23 protein-coding genes and 1 riboswitch are annotated in these 20843 nt (G+C 53.2%); of the genes, 4 read left to right on the top strand and 19 right to left on the bottom strand.

Annotation, left to right across the window (positions count from 1 at the left end):
- Nucleotides 1-117 precede the first annotated feature (117 nt).
- From rnc to HP435_RS17195, 16 genes are all read right to left on the bottom strand, one after another.
- Nucleotides 118-804 carry a ribonuclease III gene (gene rnc / locus HP435_RS17120; RefSeq protein ID WP_269747568.1) on the bottom strand — a complete coding sequence of 229 codons (687 nt, stop codon included), beginning with the start codon at nucleotides 802-804 and terminating at the stop codon, nucleotides 118-120.
- Nucleotides 805-858: 54 nt separating this feature from the next.
- The gene (gene fabF, locus HP435_RS17125) at nucleotides 859-2100 is read right to left on the bottom strand and encodes a beta-ketoacyl-ACP synthase II (protein WP_063227674.1); all 1242 of its coding nucleotides are present in this window, start codon (nucleotides 2098-2100) and stop codon (nucleotides 859-861) included.
- 132 nt (nucleotides 2101-2232) lie between these two features.
- The gene (acpP, locus tag HP435_RS17130) at nucleotides 2233-2466 is read right to left on the bottom strand and encodes an acyl carrier protein (RefSeq protein WP_005834336.1); all 234 of its coding nucleotides are present in this window, start codon (nucleotides 2464-2466) and stop codon (nucleotides 2233-2235) included.
- 53 nt (nucleotides 2467-2519) lie between these two features.
- On the bottom strand, nucleotides 2520-3260 hold the full coding sequence (gene fabG, locus HP435_RS17135) for a 3-oxoacyl-[acyl-carrier-protein] reductase (protein ID WP_122965165.1): 741 nt from the start codon (nucleotides 3258-3260) through the stop codon (nucleotides 2520-2522).
- Nucleotides 3254-4204, bottom strand: coding sequence for an ACP S-malonyltransferase (fabD, locus tag HP435_RS17140; RefSeq protein ID WP_173598890.1), 951 nt, complete (start codon nucleotides 4202-4204; stop codon nucleotides 3254-3256). Before fabD ends, fabG begins: the two co-directional genes overlap by 7 nt.
- Nucleotides 4204-5223, bottom strand: coding sequence for a beta-ketoacyl-ACP synthase III (locus HP435_RS17145; RefSeq protein ID WP_122965479.1), 1020 nt, complete (start codon nucleotides 5221-5223; stop codon nucleotides 4204-4206). Before HP435_RS17145 ends, fabD begins: the two co-directional genes overlap by 1 nt.
- 5 nt (nucleotides 5224-5228) lie before the next feature.
- Complete coding sequence (plsX, locus tag HP435_RS17150; protein WP_173598891.1) at nucleotides 5229-6236, bottom strand: phosphate acyltransferase PlsX; 1008 nt, start codon at nucleotides 6234-6236, stop codon at nucleotides 5229-5231.
- Nucleotides 6237-6256: 20 nt separating this feature from the next.
- Complete coding sequence (gene fapR / locus HP435_RS17155) at nucleotides 6257-6841, bottom strand: transcription factor FapR (protein WP_122965162.1); 585 nt, start codon at nucleotides 6839-6841, stop codon at nucleotides 6257-6259.
- Between the two features lie 125 nt (nucleotides 6842-6966).
- Nucleotides 6967-7935 carry an ABC transporter ATP-binding protein gene (locus tag HP435_RS17160; RefSeq protein WP_173598892.1) on the bottom strand — a complete coding sequence of 323 codons (969 nt, stop codon included), beginning with the start codon at nucleotides 7933-7935 and terminating at the stop codon, nucleotides 6967-6969.
- Between the two features lie 13 nt (nucleotides 7936-7948).
- Nucleotides 7949-8731, bottom strand: a complete 783-nt coding sequence (locus tag HP435_RS17165; RefSeq protein WP_217365686.1) for an ABC transporter permease — start codon at nucleotides 8729-8731, stop codon at nucleotides 7949-7951.
- A gap of 10 nt (nucleotides 8732-8741) precedes the next feature.
- Entirely contained in the window at nucleotides 8742-9521 is a 780-nt protein-coding gene (locus tag HP435_RS17170; RefSeq protein ID WP_173598894.1) for an ABC transporter permease, read from the bottom strand.
- Between the two features lie 169 nt (nucleotides 9522-9690).
- A complete protein-coding gene (locus tag HP435_RS17175; protein WP_173598907.1) occupies nucleotides 9691-10467 on the bottom strand; it encodes a DeoR/GlpR family DNA-binding transcription regulator in 777 nt (258 codons plus the stop codon).
- A 153-nt stretch (nucleotides 10468-10620) separates the two neighbouring features.
- Complete coding sequence (rpmF, locus tag HP435_RS17180; protein ID WP_005834357.1) at nucleotides 10621-10791, bottom strand: 50S ribosomal protein L32; 171 nt, start codon at nucleotides 10789-10791, stop codon at nucleotides 10621-10623.
- Between the two features lie 138 nt (nucleotides 10792-10929).
- Nucleotides 10930-11448 (bottom strand): YceD family protein, encoded by a 519-nt coding sequence (locus HP435_RS17185; protein ID WP_063227682.1) that lies wholly within the window; start codon nucleotides 11446-11448, stop codon nucleotides 10930-10932.
- Nucleotides 11449-11532: 84 nt separating this feature from the next.
- Nucleotides 11533-12600 carry a SepM family pheromone-processing serine protease gene (locus tag HP435_RS17190; protein ID WP_173598895.1) on the bottom strand — a complete coding sequence of 356 codons (1068 nt, stop codon included), beginning with the start codon at nucleotides 12598-12600 and terminating at the stop codon, nucleotides 11533-11535.
- Nucleotides 12597-13391, bottom strand: coding sequence for a patatin-like phospholipase family protein (locus tag HP435_RS17195; RefSeq protein ID WP_173598896.1), 795 nt, complete (start codon nucleotides 13389-13391; stop codon nucleotides 12597-12599). The genes HP435_RS17190 and HP435_RS17195 overlap by 4 nt, the downstream gene beginning before the upstream one ends.
- Nucleotides 13392-13528: 137 nt before the next feature.
- Here HP435_RS17195 and ylbJ point away from each other — a divergent pair, with 137 nt between their 5' ends.
- Complete coding sequence (gene ylbJ, locus HP435_RS17200; protein ID WP_173598897.1) at nucleotides 13529-14761, top strand: sporulation integral membrane protein YlbJ; 1233 nt, start codon at nucleotides 13529-13531, stop codon at nucleotides 14759-14761.
- Between the two features lie 6 nt (nucleotides 14762-14767).
- On the opposite strand, the gene coaD is transcribed toward ylbJ, so the two are convergent.
- Entirely contained in the window at nucleotides 14768-15250 is a 483-nt protein-coding gene (gene coaD / locus HP435_RS17205) for a pantetheine-phosphate adenylyltransferase (RefSeq protein WP_063227686.1), read from the bottom strand.
- 80 nt (nucleotides 15251-15330) lie between these two features.
- Nucleotides 15331-15897 (bottom strand): 16S rRNA (guanine(966)-N(2))-methyltransferase RsmD, encoded by a 567-nt coding sequence (gene rsmD, locus HP435_RS17210; protein WP_122965154.1) that lies wholly within the window; start codon nucleotides 15895-15897, stop codon nucleotides 15331-15333.
- Between the two features lie 431 nt (nucleotides 15898-16328).
- Between rsmD and HP435_RS17215 the strand changes: the two genes are divergently transcribed.
- Both HP435_RS17215 and HP435_RS17220 read left to right on the top strand, forming a co-directional pair.
- A complete protein-coding gene (locus HP435_RS17215) occupies nucleotides 16329-16472 on the top strand; it encodes a hypothetical protein (protein WP_167470328.1) in 144 nt (47 codons plus the stop codon).
- A 224-nt stretch (nucleotides 16473-16696) separates the two neighbouring features.
- Entirely contained in the window at nucleotides 16697-17650 is a 954-nt protein-coding gene (locus HP435_RS17220; RefSeq protein ID WP_173598898.1) for a non-homologous end joining protein Ku, read from the top strand.
- A 42-nt stretch (nucleotides 17651-17692) separates the two neighbouring features.
- On the opposite strand, the gene HP435_RS17225 is transcribed toward HP435_RS17220, so the two are convergent.
- Nucleotides 17693-18574, bottom strand: a complete 882-nt coding sequence (locus HP435_RS17225) for a cation diffusion facilitator family transporter (protein WP_173598899.1) — start codon at nucleotides 18572-18574, stop codon at nucleotides 17693-17695.
- A 250-nt stretch (nucleotides 18575-18824) separates the two neighbouring features.
- Nucleotides 18825-18936, top strand: a riboswitch (TPP riboswitch).
- Nucleotides 18937-19087: 151 nt separating this feature from the next.
- Between HP435_RS17225 and thiC the strand changes: the two genes are divergently transcribed.
- Nucleotides 19088-20839, top strand: a complete 1752-nt coding sequence (thiC, locus tag HP435_RS17230) for a phosphomethylpyrimidine synthase ThiC (protein ID WP_173598900.1) — start codon at nucleotides 19088-19090, stop codon at nucleotides 20837-20839.
- Nucleotides 20840-20843: the final 4 nt, after the last annotated feature.

The following is a 20843-nucleotide window of genomic DNA, read 5'->3' on the forward strand; positions in this document are numbered from 1 at the left end:
TTAAGTGTATCATAGAAAGCCGTCATCACGCAGTATTTTCCCAGCTTTTCCAAGTCGGAACAAAGAAAGCTACACCACCTGCCTTTCGCAGATGATGCAGCTCCCTTTTCCGAGCTTTTATTTATCCCCCAGCTTTACCAATGCCCGCGCGGCGGCCTGCTGTTCCGCTTCCTTTTTGGAGCGGCCCGAGCCGATGCCAAGCGAACGATTGTTCAAAAGCACCTCAGATACGAACTCTCGATTGTGAGCTGGTCCTTTTTCTTCTACAATGCGATACTGGATGTCTCCCAGATTGTCCTGTTGAACAAATTCCTGCAACTGGCTCTTGAAGTCTGTAACCTGGGCAAACTCTCCCTTGTCGATTCTCGGATAAACGTATTTTTCCATAAAAGAAAACACGGCATCCAGGCCCTGATCCAAATAGAGGGCGCCAACAAAAGCTTCAAATACGTCCGCTAGCAAGGCAGGTCGCTGACGGCCGCCCGTCAGCTCTTCCCCTTTTCCCAGCAAAACGAGATCGCCAAAATTCAGTAGCTCAGCAAATTTAACCAGAGAAGGCTCACAGACAATCGCTGCCCGCAGTTTTGTCATCTCTCCCTCGCTCATCTTGGGAAAAGTTTTGTACAAAAACTGGGAAACCGTCAATTCGAGCACCGCATCTCCCAAAAATTCCAGCCGTTCATTGTCTGATATCCGTTTGCCGCGTTGCTCGTTCACGTAGGAAGAATGGGTGAATGCCTGCCGCAGAACGCTTTCATCATGAAAGCGAAAGCCGATCTTCTCTTGCAGCTGCGCAAAATTCATCACCCTCACCACCATTCCAGGAGACTGCCTACTTTTTCTCTCAGTAGGGCTCATTTATGCTTCGTATCGCTTCAGGATCACCGTAGCATTATGACCGCCGAATCCAAATGTATTGGACACAGCCACATGGACGGTCGCCTTGCGCGCATGGTTAGGAACATAGTCGAGATCACATTCCGGATCAGGATTTTCCAGGTTGATGGTAGGAGGAAGCACCTGATCGCGCAGAGCGAAAGCAGTCGCGATCGCTTCAATACCGCCTGTGGCGCCGAGCAAATGGCCTGTCATCGACTTGGTGGAGCTGACAGCCAGCTTGTAAGCGTGTTCGCCAAAGACGTCTTTAATCGCCTGCGTTTCTGCGATATCCCCTTGGTCAGTGGAAGTTCCGTGTGCGTTGATATAGCCTACTTCTGTCGGGTCGATTCCCGCGTCACGCAGGGCGTTTTTCATGCAGCGCGCAGCCCCTTCTCCCCCTGGAGATGGAGAAGTGATGTGATGGGCGTCAGCACTCATGCCATAGCCGATCACTTCGGCGATGATGTTCGCGCCGCGCTTTTTCGCATGCTCGAGTTCTTCCAGGATCAGGACGCCTGCCCCTTCTCCCATGACAAAACCATCGCGATCCTTGTCAAAAGGACGGGATGCTTTTTGCGGCTCGTCGTTGCGCGTGGACATCGCTTTGGCGGAACAAAAGCCGGCAAACGCCATCGGGCGAACGGTCGCTTCCGCTCCACCTGCGATCATCACGTCGGCATGATCAAACTGGATCAAACGCAGAGCGTCGCCGATTGCGTTCGTCCCCGTTGCACATGCGGTAATCGCACTGGATGTTGGCCCTTTTGCACCGTATTGGATCGATACTGCTCCAGACGCCATGTTCGCAATCAGCATCGGAATAAAGAACGGACTCACGCGGCGCGGTCCTTTTTCCAACAGCACGGAATGCTGCTCTTCCCATGTAGACAGCCCGCCAATACCGGACCCGATGTATACACCCACTCGTTCCGCATTTTCTGGCGTGATTTCCAGTTTCGCATCCTCTACCGCCATTTTGGCAGCAGCCAATCCAAACTGAACGAATCGGTCTGTACGTCGTATTTCTTTTTTGTCCATATACAGCTCGGGATTGAAGTCTTTTACTTCTCCCGCAATCTGTGTCGGATAATCAGTAGCGTCAAAAGCAGTCAGGCGGTCAATGCCTGATTTTCCTTCCAGCAAACTGTTCCAGAAGGTCTGCGCGTCATTTCCCACCGGAGAAATAACACCGACGCCCGTAATCACCACTCTTCGTTTCATTGCGATCACCTCTATATGAAAGTCAGCAGTCAGCCTGTTACTTACACTTCATGCCCAACATAGCTTCCCCGTATGTATTCTCTGCAATTGAAGGAGAAGTCCCGTATGGTACGGGACTTCCAACTGATGGATCTACTTGTGAGATTCTATGTATTTAACAACCTCACCAACAGAAGTGATCTTTTCAGCATCTTCGTCAGAAATCTCTAAATCAAACTCGTCTTCGAGTTCCATTACGAGTTCCACTACATCCAGGGAGTCAGCGCCCAGGTCTTCTTTGAAAGAAGCTTCCAAAGTAATCTTGGACTCATCTACACCCAGACGATCGACGATGATTTTCTTCACGCGTTCCAATGTATCTGCCATCTTGCTTCACCCCCTCTCCCGTATTATAGTGGATGAGCTTTCAAAAAACCAGTTTACATATACATGCCGCCGTCTACATGCAAGGTTTGGCCTGTCATGTAGTTGGCTGCATCAGAAGCAAGGAACAAAACAACAGACGCGATGTCTTCGGTTTGACCGAGACGGGCGAGCGGAATCTGGCTGATCAGGCCCGCTTTGATGTCTTCCGGCAGGACGTCTGTCATTTCTGTAGCGATGAAACCTGGCGCTACCGCGTTCACGGTGATGCCACGGCTCGCCAGCTCGCGTGCAGCAGTCTTGGTCAGACCGATGACGCCTGCTTTAGCCGCTACGTAGTTTGCTTGTCCTGCATTGCCGAGTACACCTACAACGGACGTGATGTTGATGATTTTTCCCGAACGCTGCTTCATCATCGGACGAGTAGCTGCTTTCAGGCAGTTGAACACGCCTTTGAGATTCGTGGCGATGACGTCATCCCACTCTTCTTCTTTCATGCGCATCAACAAGTTATCGCGGGTAATCCCTGCGTTGTTGACGAGAATGTCGATGGTCCCGAAGTGATCGAGCGCCGCTTTGAACATGTCGCCCACTTCTTCTGTCGAGGACACATTGGCGCGAACCATGATGGCGTCGCGGCCGAGCTCCTTGATCATCGCGACTGTTTCACTGGCTGCCGCTTCGCTTCCTGCGTAGTTAACGACCACATTCGCTCCTGCTGCGGCCAGCTTGAGTGCGATCGCGCGGCCGATTCCGCGGGAAGCGCCTGTGACGAGTGCTGTTTTTCCTGTTAGCATAATACCCCTCCGTTCAAAAGCTCAGTCAAGGACTCCATATCCTGTACAGAAATAATCGTCGTGTCTGCCGGAGCGATTTTTTTGATCAGTCCAGCAAGCACTTTTCCTGGCCCGATCTCCACAAAAGTGGTCACGCCCGCTTCCACCATCCACTGTACGGAATCCTCCCACAGAACTGGAGCCGATACTTGCGAAACCAGTTGTTCCACAATCGCCGCCGCTTCGGTAACAGGTCGCGCCGTTACGTTTGCCACGACCGGAACGGTTGCTTCCCGGACAGATACGCCTGCAAGCACGGCCTGCAATTTATCCGCAGCAGGCTGCATGAGGCTGGAGTGGAACGGTCCGCTTACGTTCAGCGGCAGAACACGCTTCGCCCCCGCTGCCTTCGCCTGCTCGCCAGCCAGTTTGACACCTTCGGCGGAACCGGAGATGACAATTTGGCCCGGACAGTTCATGTTCGCCGGTTGTACCGGGTGTCCGGAAGCAGTCACGTCTTCGCAAATCGCTTGCAAAGCGGAGCGCTCCATGTTCAGGACAGCTGCCATCGCGCCTTGCCCTGCCGGAACCGCTTCTTCCATGAATTGACCGCGTGCACGGACCGTTTTTACCGCGTCAGCAAAAGACAACGCTCCTGCTGCAACCAGTGCCGAATATTCGCCCAGACTGTGTCCAGCCACGAATGCCGGAGTGAAGTCAGGACGCTGTTCTTTCAAAGCTGCCAATACCGCGACGCTCGCCGTCAAAATCGCCGGCTGCGTGTTAGCCGTCAGCTTCAGTTCTTCTTCCGGGCCGTTGAAGCACAAGCCGGACAGCGAAAAGCCGAGCGCTTCATCTGCCTGCTGAAAAATGTGGCGGGCTGCCTCCGACTGTTCACTGAGCGCTTGGCCCATTCCTACGAATTGCGAGCCCTGCCCCGGAAAAACAAATGCTACTTTCCCCACTACTGTCCGCTCCCTTCTGCTGGCGTGGTCGACCATTTCAAGAGTGTCGCTCCCCAAGTCAATCCGCCGCCAAAGCCTACGAGAATCACATTGTCGCCTTCTTTGATGCGTCCAGCTTCGACCGCTTCATCGAGTGCAACCGGAATCGATGCAGAAGACATGTTGCCGTAACGGTCGAGGTTGATCGCCACCTTTTCTTCGGACAAGCCGAAGCGTTGCACAGCCGAATCGATAATTCGCTTGTTCGCCTGGTGCGGCACGAGCAGATCGATATTTTCGCGGTCTACGCCCGCTTTGGCAAGAACCGCTTCTGTTGCAGAGTTCATCACGCGCACAGCGAATTTGAACACCTCTCCGCCCGCCATGGCCAAATAGTGCAGATCGTTTTCCACCGATTCGCTGGAAGCAGGGATGCGCGAGCCGCCCGCTGGCAGACACAGCAAAGGTCCGCCCGATCCGTCTGCACCCAATTCAAACGACTGGAAGCCGAAGCCTTCTTTCACTTCGCCGATGACAGCAGCACCCGCTCCGTCGCCAAACAGCACGCAAGTATTGCGGTCTTTATAGTTCGTAATTTTGGACAGCGTTTCAACCCCTACCACCAAAATGTGCTTGTAAAACCCATTGGCGATGAACTGGGTCGCTGTCGTAATGCCGTACAAAAAGCCGGTGCAGGCAGCAGACAAATCTACCGCAGCCGCACGCTTTGCTCCCAGCTTTTCCTGCAAAATGCAGGCAGTGGATGGGAACATCGTGTCCGGCGTCACCGTAGCGACGATAATCATGTCCAGTTGCTCTGCGCTGATGTTGGCTTTTGCCAACGCTTTTTTCGCAGCTTCGTAAGCGAGATCAGAAGATGCTTGCTCAGTCGAGCAGATCCGGCGTTCCCGGATTCCAGTACGGGAAACAATCCACTCATCAGATGTTTCCACCATTTTTTCCAGATCGAAGTTGCTAAGCACCCTGTCAGGGGTGTAAGAACCTGTAGCCAAAATGCCTACTGAACGCTTTTTATCCATCTGCCTCACTCGCTTTCTCCCGTTATATTTTTCTGTAGTGCCTGCGCAATGACTTCATTGACATCTTGCCGCACAAAGCGAGCTGCGCTGGCAATCGCGTTTTTCATCGCTCTCTCGTCAGAGGAGCCATGAGCCTTGATCACAGGACTTTTCAAGCCCAATAACGGCGCTCCCCCGTATTCCGCGTAGTCCATTTTCTTCTTGAAGCGCATGAGTCCCGGCTTTAAGATGGCCGCTCCTACTTTATTAATCAGACTCGAAGTAAACTCCTGCTTCAACTGCGAAAAGATTGTGGAAGCAGCGCCCTCTACCGCTTTCAGCAGCACGTTGCCGACGAAGCCGTCACAAACTAGCACGTCACATGCCCCTTCCATGACGTCGCGCGCTTCCACATTGCCGACGAAATTCAGGTCTGCCTGGGACAGCAGCGGGAACACCGCTTTGGTCAGCTCATTCCCTTTGCCTTCTTCTGTCCCTACGTTGAGCAGTCCTACTTTTGGATTTTCGAATCCAAGCACTTTTTCTGCGTACAGGCTGCCCATCACCGCGTATTGCAGCAGGTGATGCGGCTTCGCATCCATGTTGGCCCCCACATCAAGTGTGAGTGTTACGCGGCCTTTTTTATTCGGGATATAAGCGGCCAGCGCCGGGCGCTCGATGCCTTCCATGCGGCCCGTGTACAGCAAACCTGCCGTCATGAGCGCACCCGTGTTTCCCGCCGAAATCGCTGCATCCACGATCTTTTCACGTGCCATCTCAACTGCAACAACCAGCGAGGAATTTTTCTTGCGACGTACAGCTCGAACCGGCTCATCATCTGGCAAAATCACTTCTGTCGTAGGAACAATCTCGATGTTTGCCGGCGCGTCTTGCGGCAAGTGGTTCCGAATGGCTTGTTCATCTCCCACCAGTACAACCGTAATGGCCGGGTTTTCCTTGATGGCAGCAAGTGCTCCTAATACTGTACTTTTTGGTGCGTTGTCGCCGCCCATCGCATCAACTGCAATTCGCAACCGTGTCTCCTCCTTACCTCTCATTCATGCCGATTTTGTGCGACAGTCATTTCCACAACCCGGAATGTCGCTGTAAAGACCAATTCACCTTGAACTTTCGTCTCCACGCGCACTTTGCACTCGTCGCCGTCTCGGCTGCGTACTACTGCCTTCGCGACCAGCTTTTCGCCAATGCGCACGGGGCGCACAAAGCGAATCCGGGCTGTAGCTGTCAGCGCGACATCGGCATTAATGACTGCTACTGCCAAAGAGTTAGCCTGGGCAAAAATATAATGGCCCCGGGCAATTTGTGTTTTGGAAAAAACGTGCTCTTCTTTTATTTCCAATACGGAAATAGCTTGGGAATCGAGCTGCAAGTCGATGATCTCCCCGATTACTTCCTCAATCCCCAACGACTTCACGGGATCAAGGCTTTTCTCCGCAACCGATTTGATCCGCTCCCGAAGCTCCGGAATCCCAAGCTCCAATCGATCTAGTCGTATTGTTTGAATGCTGACATGAAATAACTCAGCCAGATCTTCGTCCGTCGCAAATGGATTATCCGCCAGCGACTGCACCAAGCGGGTCTGGCGGTCTTTTTTTGGCAAGCGGGCGATGCGAAACACCCCCTAGCAAGATTCTTGTTTCGGATATGTATGATTGCGAGCTGTTTTTAATACCAGGTACCAAAACAGTATAAGGGAGAACGTTGGCAATTACAAGTAAAGTTCTTGAAAATGGGTAGCTCTCCCTAGCGGTACATTAGCCGAATGATCTCCTCAATCCCGGGTTCTTTCATCTGGATGTCCAAAGGCTCACCCCAGCCAGCCACTTCTGCCAGGATGCGCGGCGAAGAAATTTTTCCTTTGTCAAAATGAACGGACAAAACATTGCCGGACAACTCCAGCCGTTCAATCCCTGCCAACTCGGCACCCAGGCTTGGCGGCTGGCGATATTCAACCTGAATCAGACTGGGCAAACCGATTTGGCGGCGCATGTCATCCAATGTCGTGTCCATCATCTTTTTGCCGTGATTGATGACGATAATCCGCTTGCACAATTGCTCGATATCGTCCATGTCATGCGTCGTCAGCAGGATCGTCTTTTTCTGCGTCTCGTTCACTTCTTTTAAAAAGGCGCGGATGCGCGTCTTGGCGACCACATCCAGCCCGATTGTCGGCTCATCCAAAAACAGCACAGGCGGATCGTGCAAAAGCGCTGCTGCCAAATCCGCTCTCATCCGCTGTCCGAGCGACAGTTTGCGCACAGGTGTATCCAGAAATTCGCGCATATCCAGAAGCTCCTGGTAAAGCTCCATCGAGCGCCGATACGTGCGCGAATCGATTTTGTACATCGCCTGCAAAATCTCGAACGAATCTTTGACGGGCAAGTCCCACCACAGCTGTGTTCGCTGCCCGAAGACGACGCCGATGCGCGAAGCGACCTGTATCCGGTCTTTTTGCGGACTGTAGCCGCCGATGCGGATTTCTCCCCGACTGGGGTGCAAAATGCCGGACAGCATCTTGATCGTGGTCGACTTCCCCGCTCCGTTCGGGCCGATGTAGCCGACGAACTCCCCTTCCCCGATGGAAAAGGAGATGTCGTCTACAGCCTTGACCTCACGCTGCTCCCGGGAAAACAAGGTGCGCACCGAAGCGAAGCGGCCTTTGTTCTCCGGAGACAAATAGAACGACTTGCCGATATGTACAGCTTCTATCATGATGAAAACCTCCTCAGCTTCCCGTAGAGTGATAATGTCGTATGCCTATCTTCCAAAAGGTGAGTGCCAAAAACAATGCGGTCGCCGCCGCAACAGGCGCCAGCAGCGGGTAGTACCAGCCTCCCCCTTTTCCGAGCAAGGCCAGCATCGGCAAGTAATTCATGTACGCGATCGGCAAGGCGGTAAAGAACAGCCATTTCAGCCAGCCTGGATAGAGCGAAATCGGATAGTTGGAGGCATTCGCCGGCGCGTAGATCGTAAAAGTCAGGATGTCTCTCATTTGATGCGTCCAAAAAGAGAGAGCCGCCGAAGACAACGCCATGGAAAAATAAATGACCCCGCCCGAAAAAATCGCGATCGGGGAAAAGACGATCAACCAGAGCAAATCTGCCCCTTCCCGGGCAAGTCCCGCAAGCGAGAGCACCAGCACTGCCACGCCTTGCACGATGCCGCCAATCCGCGAAAGGTCGAGATTGCGCGTAAGCAAAAGCAAGAGCGGCGATACCGGGCGAATCAGCATCTGGTCAAATTCTCCGTGCACGACATACTTCTCAAAATCGTTCACTTCCGGAGCAAACAGCCGATACAAGGAGACAGATGCCGAAGAAATGCCGTAAAGCATGCCGACCTCGTAAATATTCCAGCCAGCCACATCGTTGAAGCGGTGCAAAATGGCGGAAAGAATCACAAAATCGAGAACCATAATCATGCCGGTCGTAGCCGCGCTCGTAATGAAATTCATTTTGTACTGCATTTGCGAGCGGAGACTGGCTGCGATCAGCTTTCGATAAAGCATGAGCACGTCGCTACCCCCCTTGTATTTCCAGCTTTCTTCTTGCTTGCTTCGTCACAGCGAGAGCGACTACTGTCAAAATGACAGCCCACAGCAGCTGAACCCCGATGCTGTAGACCGGAGCAAGCTCCAGCCAGTTCATGACCGGATAGTAAATCATGGCGGCAAAAGGCAAAAACGGAGCCAGCTGCCCGAGTACCCCCGGCATCAGATCAACAGGGATCATCTGCCCGCCAAAGCCGAAAACTAGCGAGAGCAAAATGAGGTGCAGCCAGCGCACCTCGGTCGTCCAGAAAGAAGAAATGCCGACCAAATAAAAAAGGAGCATGCCTACGTAGGCAGCCAGCAGAAGCGAGAGCAAAAACAAGAGGTACGCAAGCGGATCGGAGGGGAAAGAAAAGCCTACCGCAAGCCCAAGCAAAAGGCCGATCGGCAGACTGCGGTAACAGGCGTTATAGAGCAGGCGGCCAAACTCCTGGCTCAAGGTGTACCACAAGTAATGGACAGGCTTGATCATGTCGAGGCTGACCGCTCCGCTGCGCACCCCGACCTGCACATTCAGCCCCGGTGACATGAACGTCGTCACCCAAAGCACGCTTTGGCAAATCGCGATGTAGCAGGCCATCGTTTCCGCGTCGTACGGGCCGTGAACGGCTTTGCCTCGCAGGACTCCCATCCAAATGGCAATAAAAACAAGCCCAAAAATCGAGCTCGCCACATTGTTGATCAGATGAGAGAGACGATACTGAAGATTGCGTCGATAGCTTTTGCGGATAATCCGCCAGTAAACCATAAGAACCTCCTCGTGGAAAAGTCAGGAATAACAGGATAGCAGGGCTCCTATATGATTGCAAGCAAAAAAAAGAGAAGGCTCTTCAAAAAGAAGAACCTTCTCTGATAAATCCATCTGCTGTCACGCGGGGTCTCCCTTCACGCCAGCCAGATGAAATCTACCCGCTATTTCATGCGTCTTTGCCGTTTTCAGCGGCTACCAATACGTCTACCTCGCTCTTGTCGAAGGCTTCGGCCATTTCCCGCCCTGGTGCGCAGTCCGTCACGATCAAGTCGATCTGATCCAGACTGGCTACCCGGTACAACATGCTTTTTCCGAATTTGGAGTGGTCAGCAAGAATAATCACCTGATCCGCCCGCTTCATCATCTCCCTGATCACATAGCCGTGATCTTCATCCGGGGAAACAAGCCCGCCCGTCGTCAGCCCGCAAGCTCCGACCAGCAACTTGTCGACGTGGTAATTCGCCAGATTTTCTACGGTTCGGGTGCCGTGCACACACTGATCTTGCGGGTTCACATCTCCGCCGAGCATTTTCACAAGCACGCCTTCCTTGCGCGAAACACTGGCTGCTGTAGCCAAGGAGTTTGTAATGATGACATGGTCTTTTGTCTGCAACGATTCTACCGTCAGTTGAACCGTCGTGGATGCGTCAAGCAGCAAATAGTCGCCGTGTTTGATCAAACGCGCGGCAGCCTGCGCAATCCGCCGCTTCCCTGTCAAATCGAGCTGCATGCGCTCCTGATGAGAAAAGCTTTTTTTGCTCAAGCTAGGCAAAATCGCTCCACCGCGAGTCCGCAAGATTTCTCCCTGCTCCTCCAGCTTGACGATATCTCGCCGGGCCGTATCACGGGAGACGCCGAATTGCTCCACGACTTCCTGTACACTGATTCGGTGGTGCTGCTGCAAATATTGCAGGATCGCGGTCAATCGCTCTTCCTGGTACATCACGGTTTCACTCCATCCTTGCCTTTCTTCCTCATTGTAAGTCATTTACGCATTTTAAGCAATATTATTTAAGTATTCATAAGCATTAATAAGCAAAATGAAGGCACAAAAAAAGCAAGGTGATTGCTCACCTCACTTTTTACGCAGCAAAGCTTACTTTGCTACTTTCACACCTTTGTAGTGACCGCAGCTTGGGCAAACACGATGCGCAAGCTTGTATTCGCTGCAATTATCGCATTTGATCATGCCTGGAATCTCTAATTTGAAGTGCGTACGACGCATTCTTTTACGGGTTTTGGAAGTTCTCCGTTGAGGTACTGCCATCTTCCTTACACCTCCTTCAACTGACAAATGCTAAGATGCTCTATTGGGTGGACAGTATAGGCCAAAAGCTTATGCCGTCCTTCAAAAATGAGACGCTGCATCCGAAGATCGGCGCCTCACCTTGAAAACAAGAGAATACTACTTGCTGTCCTTGAAAAAGTCAGCCAACCCGGCCAAGCGCGGGTCAATCCGCTCATTCTTGCAGCTGCATGCCACTTCGTTGCGGTTTACGCCACAACTCGGGCACAATCCTTTGCAATCTTCCTCGCACAGCGGGAAGGTTGGCATCGCGAGCAAAAAGTCCTCTTGCAACAGCGCAGTAAGCTCGATCTCGTCTCCTTCCAGTGGAAGGATGTCGCTGTCTTCGTCCTCGCTTATGATAGGATCATCTGCCAAAGCAAAGGTCTCGGAGAAGTCTATTGCCGCGTGATGGGTAAAAGGATTCAAGCATCGGGCGCAGACGAAATCGACATCGGCCTTCATGCTGCCTTTTACATAGTAGAGGTTACCGAGCTGTACAGCTTCGCCCTCGGCATTCACAGGAGTGATCCCGCGAATCTCGTTATGGCGACCTTTCAGTTCTGCTGCATCGAGCGTCAACTGAAACGGCAGTGCCTCTCCTTTTCGGTGTTCCAACTCTGCTAACTTAATGTTCATAGCACTTCACCTCATGCACAACAAGGATGATTATAGCCCGTGCAAAAAGCTTTGTCAACCATTTTTCCTTGACAGCTTGTTTGCTCAGGAAGATTTCGGTTTTTGTCCATCCAGATACGCAATCGCATCCTTTACTGTCTTGATGGGAACGATCTGCATGGAAGTTCCAATCCGTTTTGCGGTAGCCAGCGCTTCCTGATAATTGGAGGTTGCATCAGGCGTATCCTCGGGTGCAAAGAAAATTTCCGCCCCTGCTTTGTCAGCCGCGATGACCTTGTGGTTGATCCCGCCGATCCGGCCGACTGTCCCATCCAGTGAAATCGTGCCTGTACCGGCGATTTTATAGCCTTTTGTCAAATCCTTCGCCACATCGAGCTGATCCAAAATCTCCAGCGTCATCATCAGCCCGGCAGATGGTCCACCGATCCCTTGCGACGCGATCGTTACTTTTTTCGGAATCACGATCTCTTGCTTGTTGTCCGGACGCACCCCGATGCCGACGGACTTCGACTCTGGCAGTGGTTCCAAGGTTACCATCGTTTTCCCTTCTTGTCCATCTCTTGTATATGTAATCTCGACCTGATCGCCTGCCTTTTTGCTGGCGAGAGCTTGCAGCAAATCTTTGGCTTCGGCGGTGCGCACTCCATCGACGGCGGTGATGACGTCGCCGATTTTCAGCACTTTTTTGGCGGGAAGTCCTTCGATTGTGCCCATGACCCAGACGCCTTCTTTTTCGATCTTGACATCGTAGCCAGCCAGGCGAAAAGCGACCGCTTCGGCGATCTTTTGCGAATTGTCCATCACGGCTTGCTCGCGGCGGACGAAGTCTTCGTTGTCCTCCCCTTTGCTGACCACCAGCTCTTTCGGCATCAGCTCGGCATCAGGCGACATGTTCGCGTAGACGTACCAAGCGAGATTCGCCTCACCCATGCGCACAGTCGTAAGCATGAACGCGCCTGTTTCGTCCTTTTTGCCGCCTTCTACGTCGATCATCGGGCCTAGCGCGATAGCCGAGCCTGGCCTTGTCACATAGTAATTGGTCGGGATAAAAAAAGACAGTCCAGCCACAATCACAATCAAGGCCAAAACCCAGCTAAAGCCTCTGGCTCCTCGCGATCTGCGCGTTTGTCTATAAAGTTGGTCCTCGTTCATCCGTTTTCCTCCCAGTTCGCAATCAGTTGCTGGATGCGCTCTGCTTGTGCTGCACCCTCGCGTTCCCCGAGTTCGATGATTTCCTCCACGCCAGAGTAGGCAATACTGCTATAATGTCCAACATCCGGGCGGATTACGATATCCGCAGCAATGATCCTGTGGCGGAGAATTTCCCGTTCCATCACATCAATCGTCTGGGCAATGACGTCGAAGATGCTGTTCACCTTCATTGGCGTATCGACCTGGGCCACATCGACTGCAATGACGATATCCGCTCCCATGTCTTTCAGCACCGTCACAGGCACGCGGTCAATGACACCGCCATCGACCAGCAGACGCCCGCCAACCTTTTCCGGGACAAATATGCCTGGAATGGAAATGCTCGCCCTGACTGCCTGATCAATCGGCCCATCGCGGAATACAACCCGTTCGCCGGATTCGATGTCAGTCGCCACAATCGCCAAAGGCTTGCCCAGTTCTTCCATCCGCTTCCCGTGAGTGAGCAGCTTGATCAACTGCTTGATTTTCTCTCCCGCGACAAACCCCATGCTCGGTACGGTCAGATCAAGCCAGTGCTTGCGCTTCAGATTGAGCGCGAGCTTCGCCATCATGTGCGGCTCGATTCCGTTTGCATACACCGCCGCAATCAAACTCCCCATACTGCTGCCCGCAAGCATGTCGATCTCGATTCCTTGCGCCTCGAATGCTTTCAAGACACCAATATGCGCAAAACCGCGGGCCCCGCCTGAGCCTAGCGCTACCCCCACGGTTGGCTTTCGCTTCGCCGTCATGCAAACACCTCCTGTAAACAGCCTATGTGACCATTCCCTGTTCCTTTCACACTTGAAAGATACAAGCCTCACGCATAGATCATCAGCCTGTCACGTAGACATGTACTATGATCTTTTCGTCGACACAGGAGGATTCCATGTCACGCCACTCACCGTTTTTCACCTTGTTGCTTGCCCTCTCGACAGTCGCGCTCGTCTTGACCCTTGTCATTTACTCGCAAATTTCTTTTGAAGCCGCCGTCCGTGGACTCAAAATCTGGTGGGAGGTCGTATTCCCGTCCACGCTCCCGTTTATCGTCCTCTCGGAAATATTGATGGGACTCGGAGTCGTTCACTTTGTTGGCGTGCTGTTGGAACCGTTGATGCGCCCTTTGTTCAATGTTCCGGGAACAGGCGGATTTGTGCTCGCCATGGGCTTTTCATCGGGATATCCGGTGGCAGCCAAGCTGACTACCCGCTTGCGCCAGCAGAGCAATATCTCCAAAGCGGAAGGGGAACGGCTCGTATCTTTTACGACGACGGGAGATCCGCTGTTTGTCATGGGCGCGGTGGCAATCGGCTTTTTCCACAGCGAGCAAATGGGAGTCGTCCTCGCCTTGACCCACTATTTGTCGGCAGTCATCATGGGGCTGATTTACCGTTTCCACGCGCCGTTTGCTGCCATAACCAAGCCTTTGGAAAAAACGAATTTGCCCCTCCCGCTCCGCGCGCTGCAAGCCATGCACCGGGCGCGAATCCGCGACGGTCGGCCGTTTGGCAAACTCATGGGGGATGCCGTGCAGTCAGCGCTCAACACCTTGCTCATGATCGGTGGCTTTATCATCGTGTTCTCTGTGTTGATTCAGTTGTTTCAAGCGATTCACCTGACCCAATTGATCAGTACGTTTCTCGCTATTTTCCTCGGTCCCTTTGGCTTTCCTCCCGCCTTTTCCAAAGCCATCGTCGCCGGGCTGTTTGAAGTCACGTTGGGCGCGCAGGCAGCCAGTGTCGTTCCCGATGCCGTATCCATGGTCTGGAAAGCTGCGATCGCCAGCGCCATACTGTCCTGGGGCGGACTGAGCGTCCATGCGCAAGTCGCCAGCATTCTCAGCGAAACAGACATCCGGGTAGCGCCTTATTTGATTGCGCGTGCTCTCCACGCTTTATTGGCTGCCATTTTGACCTTTGTTTTCTGGCAGCCGCTGGTCAAAGCGAGCAACTGGTTTTTGGAAAAAAGCGTTCCCGTCTTCGTGCCGACCACTTCCGGAATCCCCGTTACAAGCTGGTGGGAGACGATCGCTTTTTCTGGCACGCTCGCGGCAGGGGTGGCTGTTCTGCTTTTCGGCATCAGCTTGCTCACCCGTTACTTTCGCAGCAGCAAGCCGAGGTAAACTCGGTTACTCGCTGGCCAATTTGCGCTTGAGCGCTTCTTCAATCGCTGGCGGCACCAGATCGGCGACACTTGCCTTGTACCTTGCCACTTCTTTTACGATGCTGGAGCTGAGATACGAATACTGATTGTTGGTCATCATGAAAAAGGTCTCGATCTGATCGTCGAGCTTTTTGTTGATGGAAGCAACCTGCATTTCGTACTCGAAGTCGGACACAGCGCGAAGACCGCGAATGATCACTTTGGCTCCGCGCTTGTTCATGTAATCGATCAGCAAGCCGTCAAAAGAGTCGATCTCCACATTGCTCATGTCCGCTGTCGCCTGACGAAGCATCTCGACGCGCTCCTCTACGCTGAACAGGGAATTTTTTTTGGAGTTGATCAGAACTGCCACGATGACTTTGTCAAACACTTTTGCCCCCCGACTGATAATGTCGAGGTGTCCATATGTAACCGGATCAAAGCTTCCCGAGCAAACGGCAATCGCCATGTTGCCTCCCCCTTTTTTCTGTGAAAAACGTCTCGACGTTTTTCATGAAATGGAATGCGACCGCAAAAAGCGAGGCGTTCCTATGCTTCTTGCTGCGGCTCGTAATAGTACAAAGTGACCGCTGTCTCGCCGTACGTAGCCTCGCGATCTTTGACGCAATCGCCGATGGCAGCGGGAAACGAGTCCTTGCTGTCGTGTTCGGCGACGATCCAGGCACCTGCTGCGAGCAGACCAAGCTGTTGTAGCTGAGTGATTTCTTCCACGATGTTTTGCTTCGCATACGGCGGGTCCAAAAAAACGAGATCAAACGGCTGCTCCCGCTTTGCCAATTGCCGGATGGCTCGATCCGCATCCATGCGGTACATTTCTGCGTATGCATCAAGGCGGCAGGCGCTGACATTTTGCTTGACGACAGAAAACGCTTTGGCATCGCGCTCGACGAAGACAGCTTTGTCCGCTCCCCTGCTTAACGCCTCAATGCCCAAGCTGCCTGTGCCGGCATACAAATCCAATGCCCAGCCCCCATCAAAGTACGGGCCGATCATGTTGAAAATCGATTCTTTCACTTTGTCGGTCGTCGGACGCGTTCCGCTTCCAGGGACGGCCGCAAGTTTTCTACCTCTGTGTTCTCCTGCGATGACGCGCATAATTGTTCACCTGTTCAAAGAAGTTTGTAGAAGATAAATGCCGCCTGTACCAAGGCCGTTCTGCCTTCAGGCTGATATCATACTATCACAACTGCCTACCCCCGTAAAATTGGCAACTGGAAAATTTATGCCGGCTTCAGGTATACGAGACGCAAAGTTTGGAAAACATGATGGATAGCGACGCAACGGTGTCGCTGACAACCGCGGAGAAGACTTACGTTTCCCCATAAGCTCTTCCTCCGGTTTCTCCTCTCCCATAATTGAAAGGCAGTTCACTTAGGCGCGCGGCGTGTCTGATAGGAGCATTCCGTGCCATCGCTCCCTTCGCGGGAGGAGTTGAACAGCTGCCCCATCGTCATTTGACGAGGGGGTATTTTTTTGTTCCCGGCATGCGCATACTACTTGCACATGTTCCAAAAGGGGGAATTGACATGGCAGCAAAACAACCGTCCGAGCAAAAGCTGAAAGCAGCCAAAGCCCAGTCCATCGCGGATCGTACAGGCATTGGCAGCGAAGCGGCACGCGAAATGCAATCGCGGGCGGACCAGTCCGACATCGTCAAACACGGGCAGTAAAATCAGGCAAAAAGAACGCAACCAGCCGTCCCATTCGATCGGCTGGTTTTTTCATGGAATGGAAAGCAAGCTCGTCTGTGTCAATGTTTCCCGCCTGCATTTCCCTCGCGGCTTCGTCTGGCTGCCTACAAACAATAAGCAAAATGGCCGCACCCATCTCATCACTTACCTCGTGGCAGCATCCAGCCCCAGCCTTATGCCACTACCGAATCGGGAGGAATCGTATGCACACCGTCTGGAAAGGATCAATCAGCTTCGGCCTGGTCAACATCCCGGTTCGCATGTTTACGGCGACAGAAGAACGGGATATTCGCTTCCGCCAGCTGCACAAGGAATGCAACACCCCCATCAAATACACGAAAATGTGTCCGCATTGTCAGCGGGAAGTGGACGCCAGCGAGATCGTTCGCGGCTACGAGTATGAAAAAGGCCACTTCGTCATGATCAACGACGAGGACCTGGAGGCGATCACCCCCGAAACCCGCCGAGCTATTGAGATTCTCGATTTTGTGGACTTGTCGGAGATCGATCCGGTTTACTTTGACAAAAGCTACTTTCTGTCCCCTCAGGACACAGGGGAAAAAGCGTACGCCCTGCTTCGCGCCGCGATGGGCCAAACCGGAAAAATCGCGATTGCCCAGGTGACGATGCGCAATCGGCAAAGTCTCGCCGTCATTCGGCTGTATGAGCATTGCATGATGCTGGAAACGATTTTTTATCCTGACGAAGTACGGCCAGTCAATCAAGTGCCTGCCTTGCCAGAGGCGACCATCCCCTTGGCGGAAAACGAGCTGAAAATGGCAACCGAGCTGATCGGCAATATGACCGTTCCGTTTGACCCAGCCAAATACACCGATGAATACCGCAGCGAGCTGCAAAAAATGATCGAGAAAAAGCTGGAAGGCCAGGAGATTGCCACGGCACCGACCGTCGCTCGGACGAATGTCATCGACCTGATGCAAGCATTGAAGGAAAGTCTCGCTTCTACCGCAGGCACTTCGCCTGGTCCGGTAAAAATCGAGCCTGAGCCTACGCCAGCAGCAGCGAAACCGAAGCCAAGCCGCAAGCGCGCAACTCCCGCAGAGCCGACCGCAGCAGCTCCCAAGCAAATGCCAGCGCAAAGCGAGGCGATGACCACAACCAAAAAGCTGCGTCGCAAAAAAGCGACTCCCGTGTAACGCCATGCAAAAAAACCTGCCCGATACGGACAGGTTTTTTGCTTAATTTTCGACCAGTTGCTGCTCTGGCTCGATATGAATATGAACGGTATTGATTTTGTGTACACGTCTCATGCGTTCTTCGATGTGTTCGGTGATGGTGTGGCTTTCTACCACATTGAGATGCGGCTCCACATGGATCACGACGTCAACCAGCACGCTGCTGCCGTGGTAACGCGCTTTAATATCGCTAATATCTTTTACTCCGGCGATGGACGAGATCGTCTCTTTCAGTTCCCCCAACTCTTCTACGTCAAAGCCGTCGGTCAAGCGATGGGTCGCTTCCCGGAAAATATCCCACGCTGTTTTCAGGATGATGACTCCGACTACCAAAGCAGCCAGCGGGTCAAGCCAGTACAGCTGGAACTGCGCCCCCGCAACGCCCACAAACGTCCCGATGCTGACGAAGGCGTCCGAGCGATTGTCAGCGGCCGCAGCCAGCAACGCCTGACTGTTTGTTCGCAAAGCGAGCTGACGGTTGTAGCGGTACACGCCCAGCATGATCGCCGCTGTCGCCAATGCCGTCCAGCCTGCGAGCAAATCCGGTGCCGTCGTTTTTTGATCAAACAGCGAAGGAACCGCTTCCGTCACGACTTGCAAGCCGACAAACAGCATGATGAATGACGCGACCAAGGCCGAAATCGTCTCCGCGCGGAAATGACCGTACGGGTGATCGTGGTCAGGCGGCTTGCGGGCAATGCGCAGGCCGATCAGGACCGCAATCGATGCCACCACGTCTGTCGAGTTGTTCAAGCCATCTGCCATCAACGCTTCCGATCCCGTCAGCACAGCAACTCCTATTTTTAACGCCGAGCAAAAGATATAGGCAATAATACTGACCCACGCGCCCCGTTCCCCTTGCTTCAGATCCGAATATACATCCACACTCCATCACCTCAAAAATCTCAATCACTCCGTTCGCTCAAAAGACAAGAACGAAGCGTCATAAAGCAGTTTCTTTTTGATCGAATTACATCGTAACAGACGCGATTCGTGTGGGTCTACAGAAACAGTTTTAGTCCGATTCATGAGTATAGAGGGGGGGAAAATGTGTTGCCCTGTGGCAATTTTTGTTGGAAACTTTTTCTTGCCAACGATGGGCGTTCTCCGGTATCCTAATCTTGCAATCACAACTACAAACAAGCACGGGAGCTTGGAAATCACCAGGCTGAGAGGATGGTACTGTGCCATCGACCGTTGAACCTGAACTGGGTAATGCCAGCGGAGGAATGTCCATATGACACGACAAGTGACGTGTATCTTTTTGCAAAATACCCGTTGCTTCTCTACTCTCGCGTCTGGCGTCGCATGCTCCCATGCGGCGTTTTTTCGCGACGGGCCTCTTTCGCCTCCCTACAAGGTTCGCGCTTCGTGCAACCACGCCAAGGAGGTTTTTTCATGTCATCCATTTCATCTTTTCCCGGTAGCCGCAAAGTATACGAGGTCGGCAGTCGCCCTGACATCCGCGTGCCGATGCGCGAAATCACCCTTCAAGCAAGCGAAGGGTTGTTCGGCTCTACCCCCAATCCGCCTTTGCGCGTCTACGACACGAGCGGCGAATACACCGCTGACGGATATGTCGCGGACATCGAAAAAGGCTTGCCGCTAGTGCGCAAAGCGTGGATCGAGGAACGCGGCGATACGGAAAGCTATGTCGGCCGGGAGCCACAACTTGTTGACGACGGAATCAGAAGCAGCGAAAAAGCGGTGACGATGCCAGCTTTTCCGCGCGAAGGCTATCGGCCCAAACGCGCTTTGCCAGGAAAAAATGTCACCCAGCTTCACTACGCCCGCCAGCAGATCATTACGCCAGAGATGGAATACATCGCGATTCGCGAAGGAGTGACCCCCGAATTTGTCAGAGCCGAAGTAGCTGCCGGGCGCGCGATTATTCCGGCCAACATCAATCATCCGGAAGCGGAGCCGATGATTATCGGGCGGAATTTTCACGTCAAAGTCAACGCCAATATCGGCACGTCGGCCGTAAGCTCCTCGATGGAAGAGGAAGTGGAGAAAATGATTTGGTCCGTGCGCTGGGGCGCCGATACGATCATGGATTTGTCGACCGGAAAGCACATTCATACGACCCGTGAATGGATCATCCGCAACAGCCCCGTGCCAATCGGTACCGTGCCGATTTACCAGGCGCTGGAAAAGGCCAATGGCAAAGCGGAAGACCTGACCTGGGAAGTGTATCGGGATACATTGATCGAACAGGCGGAACAAGGAGTCGATTACTTCACCATCCACGCTGGCGTTCTGCTGCGCTACATTCCTTTGACGGCAAAACGCGTTACCGGGATCGTCTCGCGTGGCGGCTCCATTTTGGCGGCTTGGTGTCTCGCCCACCATGAAGAAAACTTTTTGTACACCCACTTTGAAGAAATTTGCCACATTCTCAAAGCGTACGACATCAGCGTCTCGCTTGGAGACGGTCTGCGCCCCGGCTCGATTGCGGATGCCAATGACGAAGCGCAGTTTGCCGAGCTGGAAACACTCGGGGAGCTGACGAAAATCGCCTGGAAGCACGACGTGCAGGTGATGATTGAAGGGCCTGGTCACGTTCCGATGCACCTGATTCGCGAGAACATGGACAAACAACTGGAGATGTGCCACGAAGCTCCTTTTTACACGCTCGGGCCATTGACCACTGATATCGCTCCCGGTTACGACCACATTACCTCTGCGATTGGCGCAGCGATGATTGGCTGGTTCGGGACAGCGATGCTCTGCTACGTGACACCCAAAGAGCACCTGGGACTGCCGAACAAGGAAGATGTGCGCAACGGCCTGATCGCCTACAAAATCGCCGCTCATGCAGCCGACCTGGCCAAGGGACATCCGCGAGCCAAACAGCGTGACGACGCGCTGTCCAAAGCCCGCTTTGAATTTCGCTGGAACGATCAATTCAACCTGTCTCTCGATCCTGAGCGCGCCCGCGAATATCACGATGAGACACTGCCTGCGGAAGCAGCCAAGTCTGCGCACTTTTGCTCGATGTGCGGCCCGAAATTTTGCAGCATGAAAATCTCGCACGACATCCGTCAGCAAGCGCAGGAGCAGGAACAAAACGAGCCTGCGGCCATCGCGGCAGGCATGCAGGAAAAAGCCCGCGAGTTCCGCGAGCAAGGAAGCCAGTTGTACCAATAAACGC

This window comes from Brevibacillus sp. HD3.3A, assembly GCF_013284375.2.
Taxonomy (GTDB): domain Bacteria; phylum Bacillota; class Bacilli; order Brevibacillales; family Brevibacillaceae; genus Brevibacillus; species Brevibacillus parabrevis.

Coding starts and splice junctions, on each gene's coding strand:
- fabG (WP_122965165.1), bottom strand. CDS start 3,260: ATGCTAACAGGAAAAACAGCACTCGTCACAGGCGCTTCCCGCGGAATC.
- thiC (WP_173598900.1), top strand. CDS start 19,088: ATGTCATCCATTTCATCTTTTCCCGGTAGCCGCAAAGTATACGAGGTC.
- rpmF (WP_005834357.1), bottom strand. CDS start 10,791: ATGGCAGTACCTCAACGGAGAACTTCCAAAACCCGTAAAAGAATGCGT.
- HP435_RS17170 (WP_173598894.1), bottom strand. CDS start 9,521: ATGGTTTACTGGCGGATTATCCGCAAAAGCTATCGACGCAATCTTCAG.
- rnc (WP_269747568.1), bottom strand. CDS start 804: ATGAATTTTGCGCAGCTGCAAGAGAAGATCGGCTTTCGCTTTCATGAT.
- coaD (WP_063227686.1), bottom strand. CDS start 15,250: ATGGCGATTGCCGTTTGCTCGGGAAGCTTTGATCCGGTTACATATGGA.
- HP435_RS17215 (WP_167470328.1), top strand. CDS start 16,329: ATGGCAGCAAAACAACCGTCCGAGCAAAAGCTGAAAGCAGCCAAAGCC.
- fabF (WP_063227674.1), bottom strand. CDS start 2,100: ATGAAACGAAGAGTGGTGATTACGGGCGTCGGTGTTATTTCTCCGGTG.
- HP435_RS17160 (WP_173598892.1), bottom strand. CDS start 7,935: ATGATAGAAGCTGTACATATCGGCAAGTCGTTCTATTTGTCTCCGGAG.
- HP435_RS17195 (WP_173598896.1), bottom strand. CDS start 13,391: ATGACGGCGAAGCGAAAGCCAACCGTGGGGGTAGCGCTAGGCTCAGGC.
- HP435_RS17145 (WP_122965479.1), bottom strand. CDS start 5,223: ATGGATAAAAAGCGTTCAGTAGGCATTTTGGCTACAGGTTCTTACACC.
- acpP (WP_005834336.1), bottom strand. CDS start 2,466: ATGGCAGATACATTGGAACGCGTGAAGAAAATCATCGTCGATCGTCTG.
- rsmD (WP_122965154.1), bottom strand. CDS start 15,897: ATGCGCGTCATCGCAGGAGAACACAGAGGTAGAAAACTTGCGGCCGTC.
- HP435_RS17165 (WP_217365686.1), bottom strand. CDS start 8,731: ATGCTTTATCGAAAGCTGATCGCAGCCAGTCTCCGCTCGCAAATGCAG.
- HP435_RS17190 (WP_173598895.1), bottom strand. CDS start 12,600: ATGAACGAGGACCAACTTTATAGACAAACGCGCAGATCGCGAGGAGCC.
- HP435_RS17220 (WP_173598898.1), top strand. CDS start 16,697: ATGCACACCGTCTGGAAAGGATCAATCAGCTTCGGCCTGGTCAACATC.
- HP435_RS17185 (WP_063227682.1), bottom strand. CDS start 11,448: ATGAACATTAAGTTAGCAGAGTTGGAACACCGAAAAGGAGAGGCACTG.
- ylbJ (WP_173598897.1), top strand. CDS start 13,529: ATGTCACGCCACTCACCGTTTTTCACCTTGTTGCTTGCCCTCTCGACA.
- HP435_RS17175 (WP_173598907.1), bottom strand. CDS start 10,467: ATGTACCAGGAAGAGCGATTGACCGCGATCCTGCAATATTTGCAGCAG.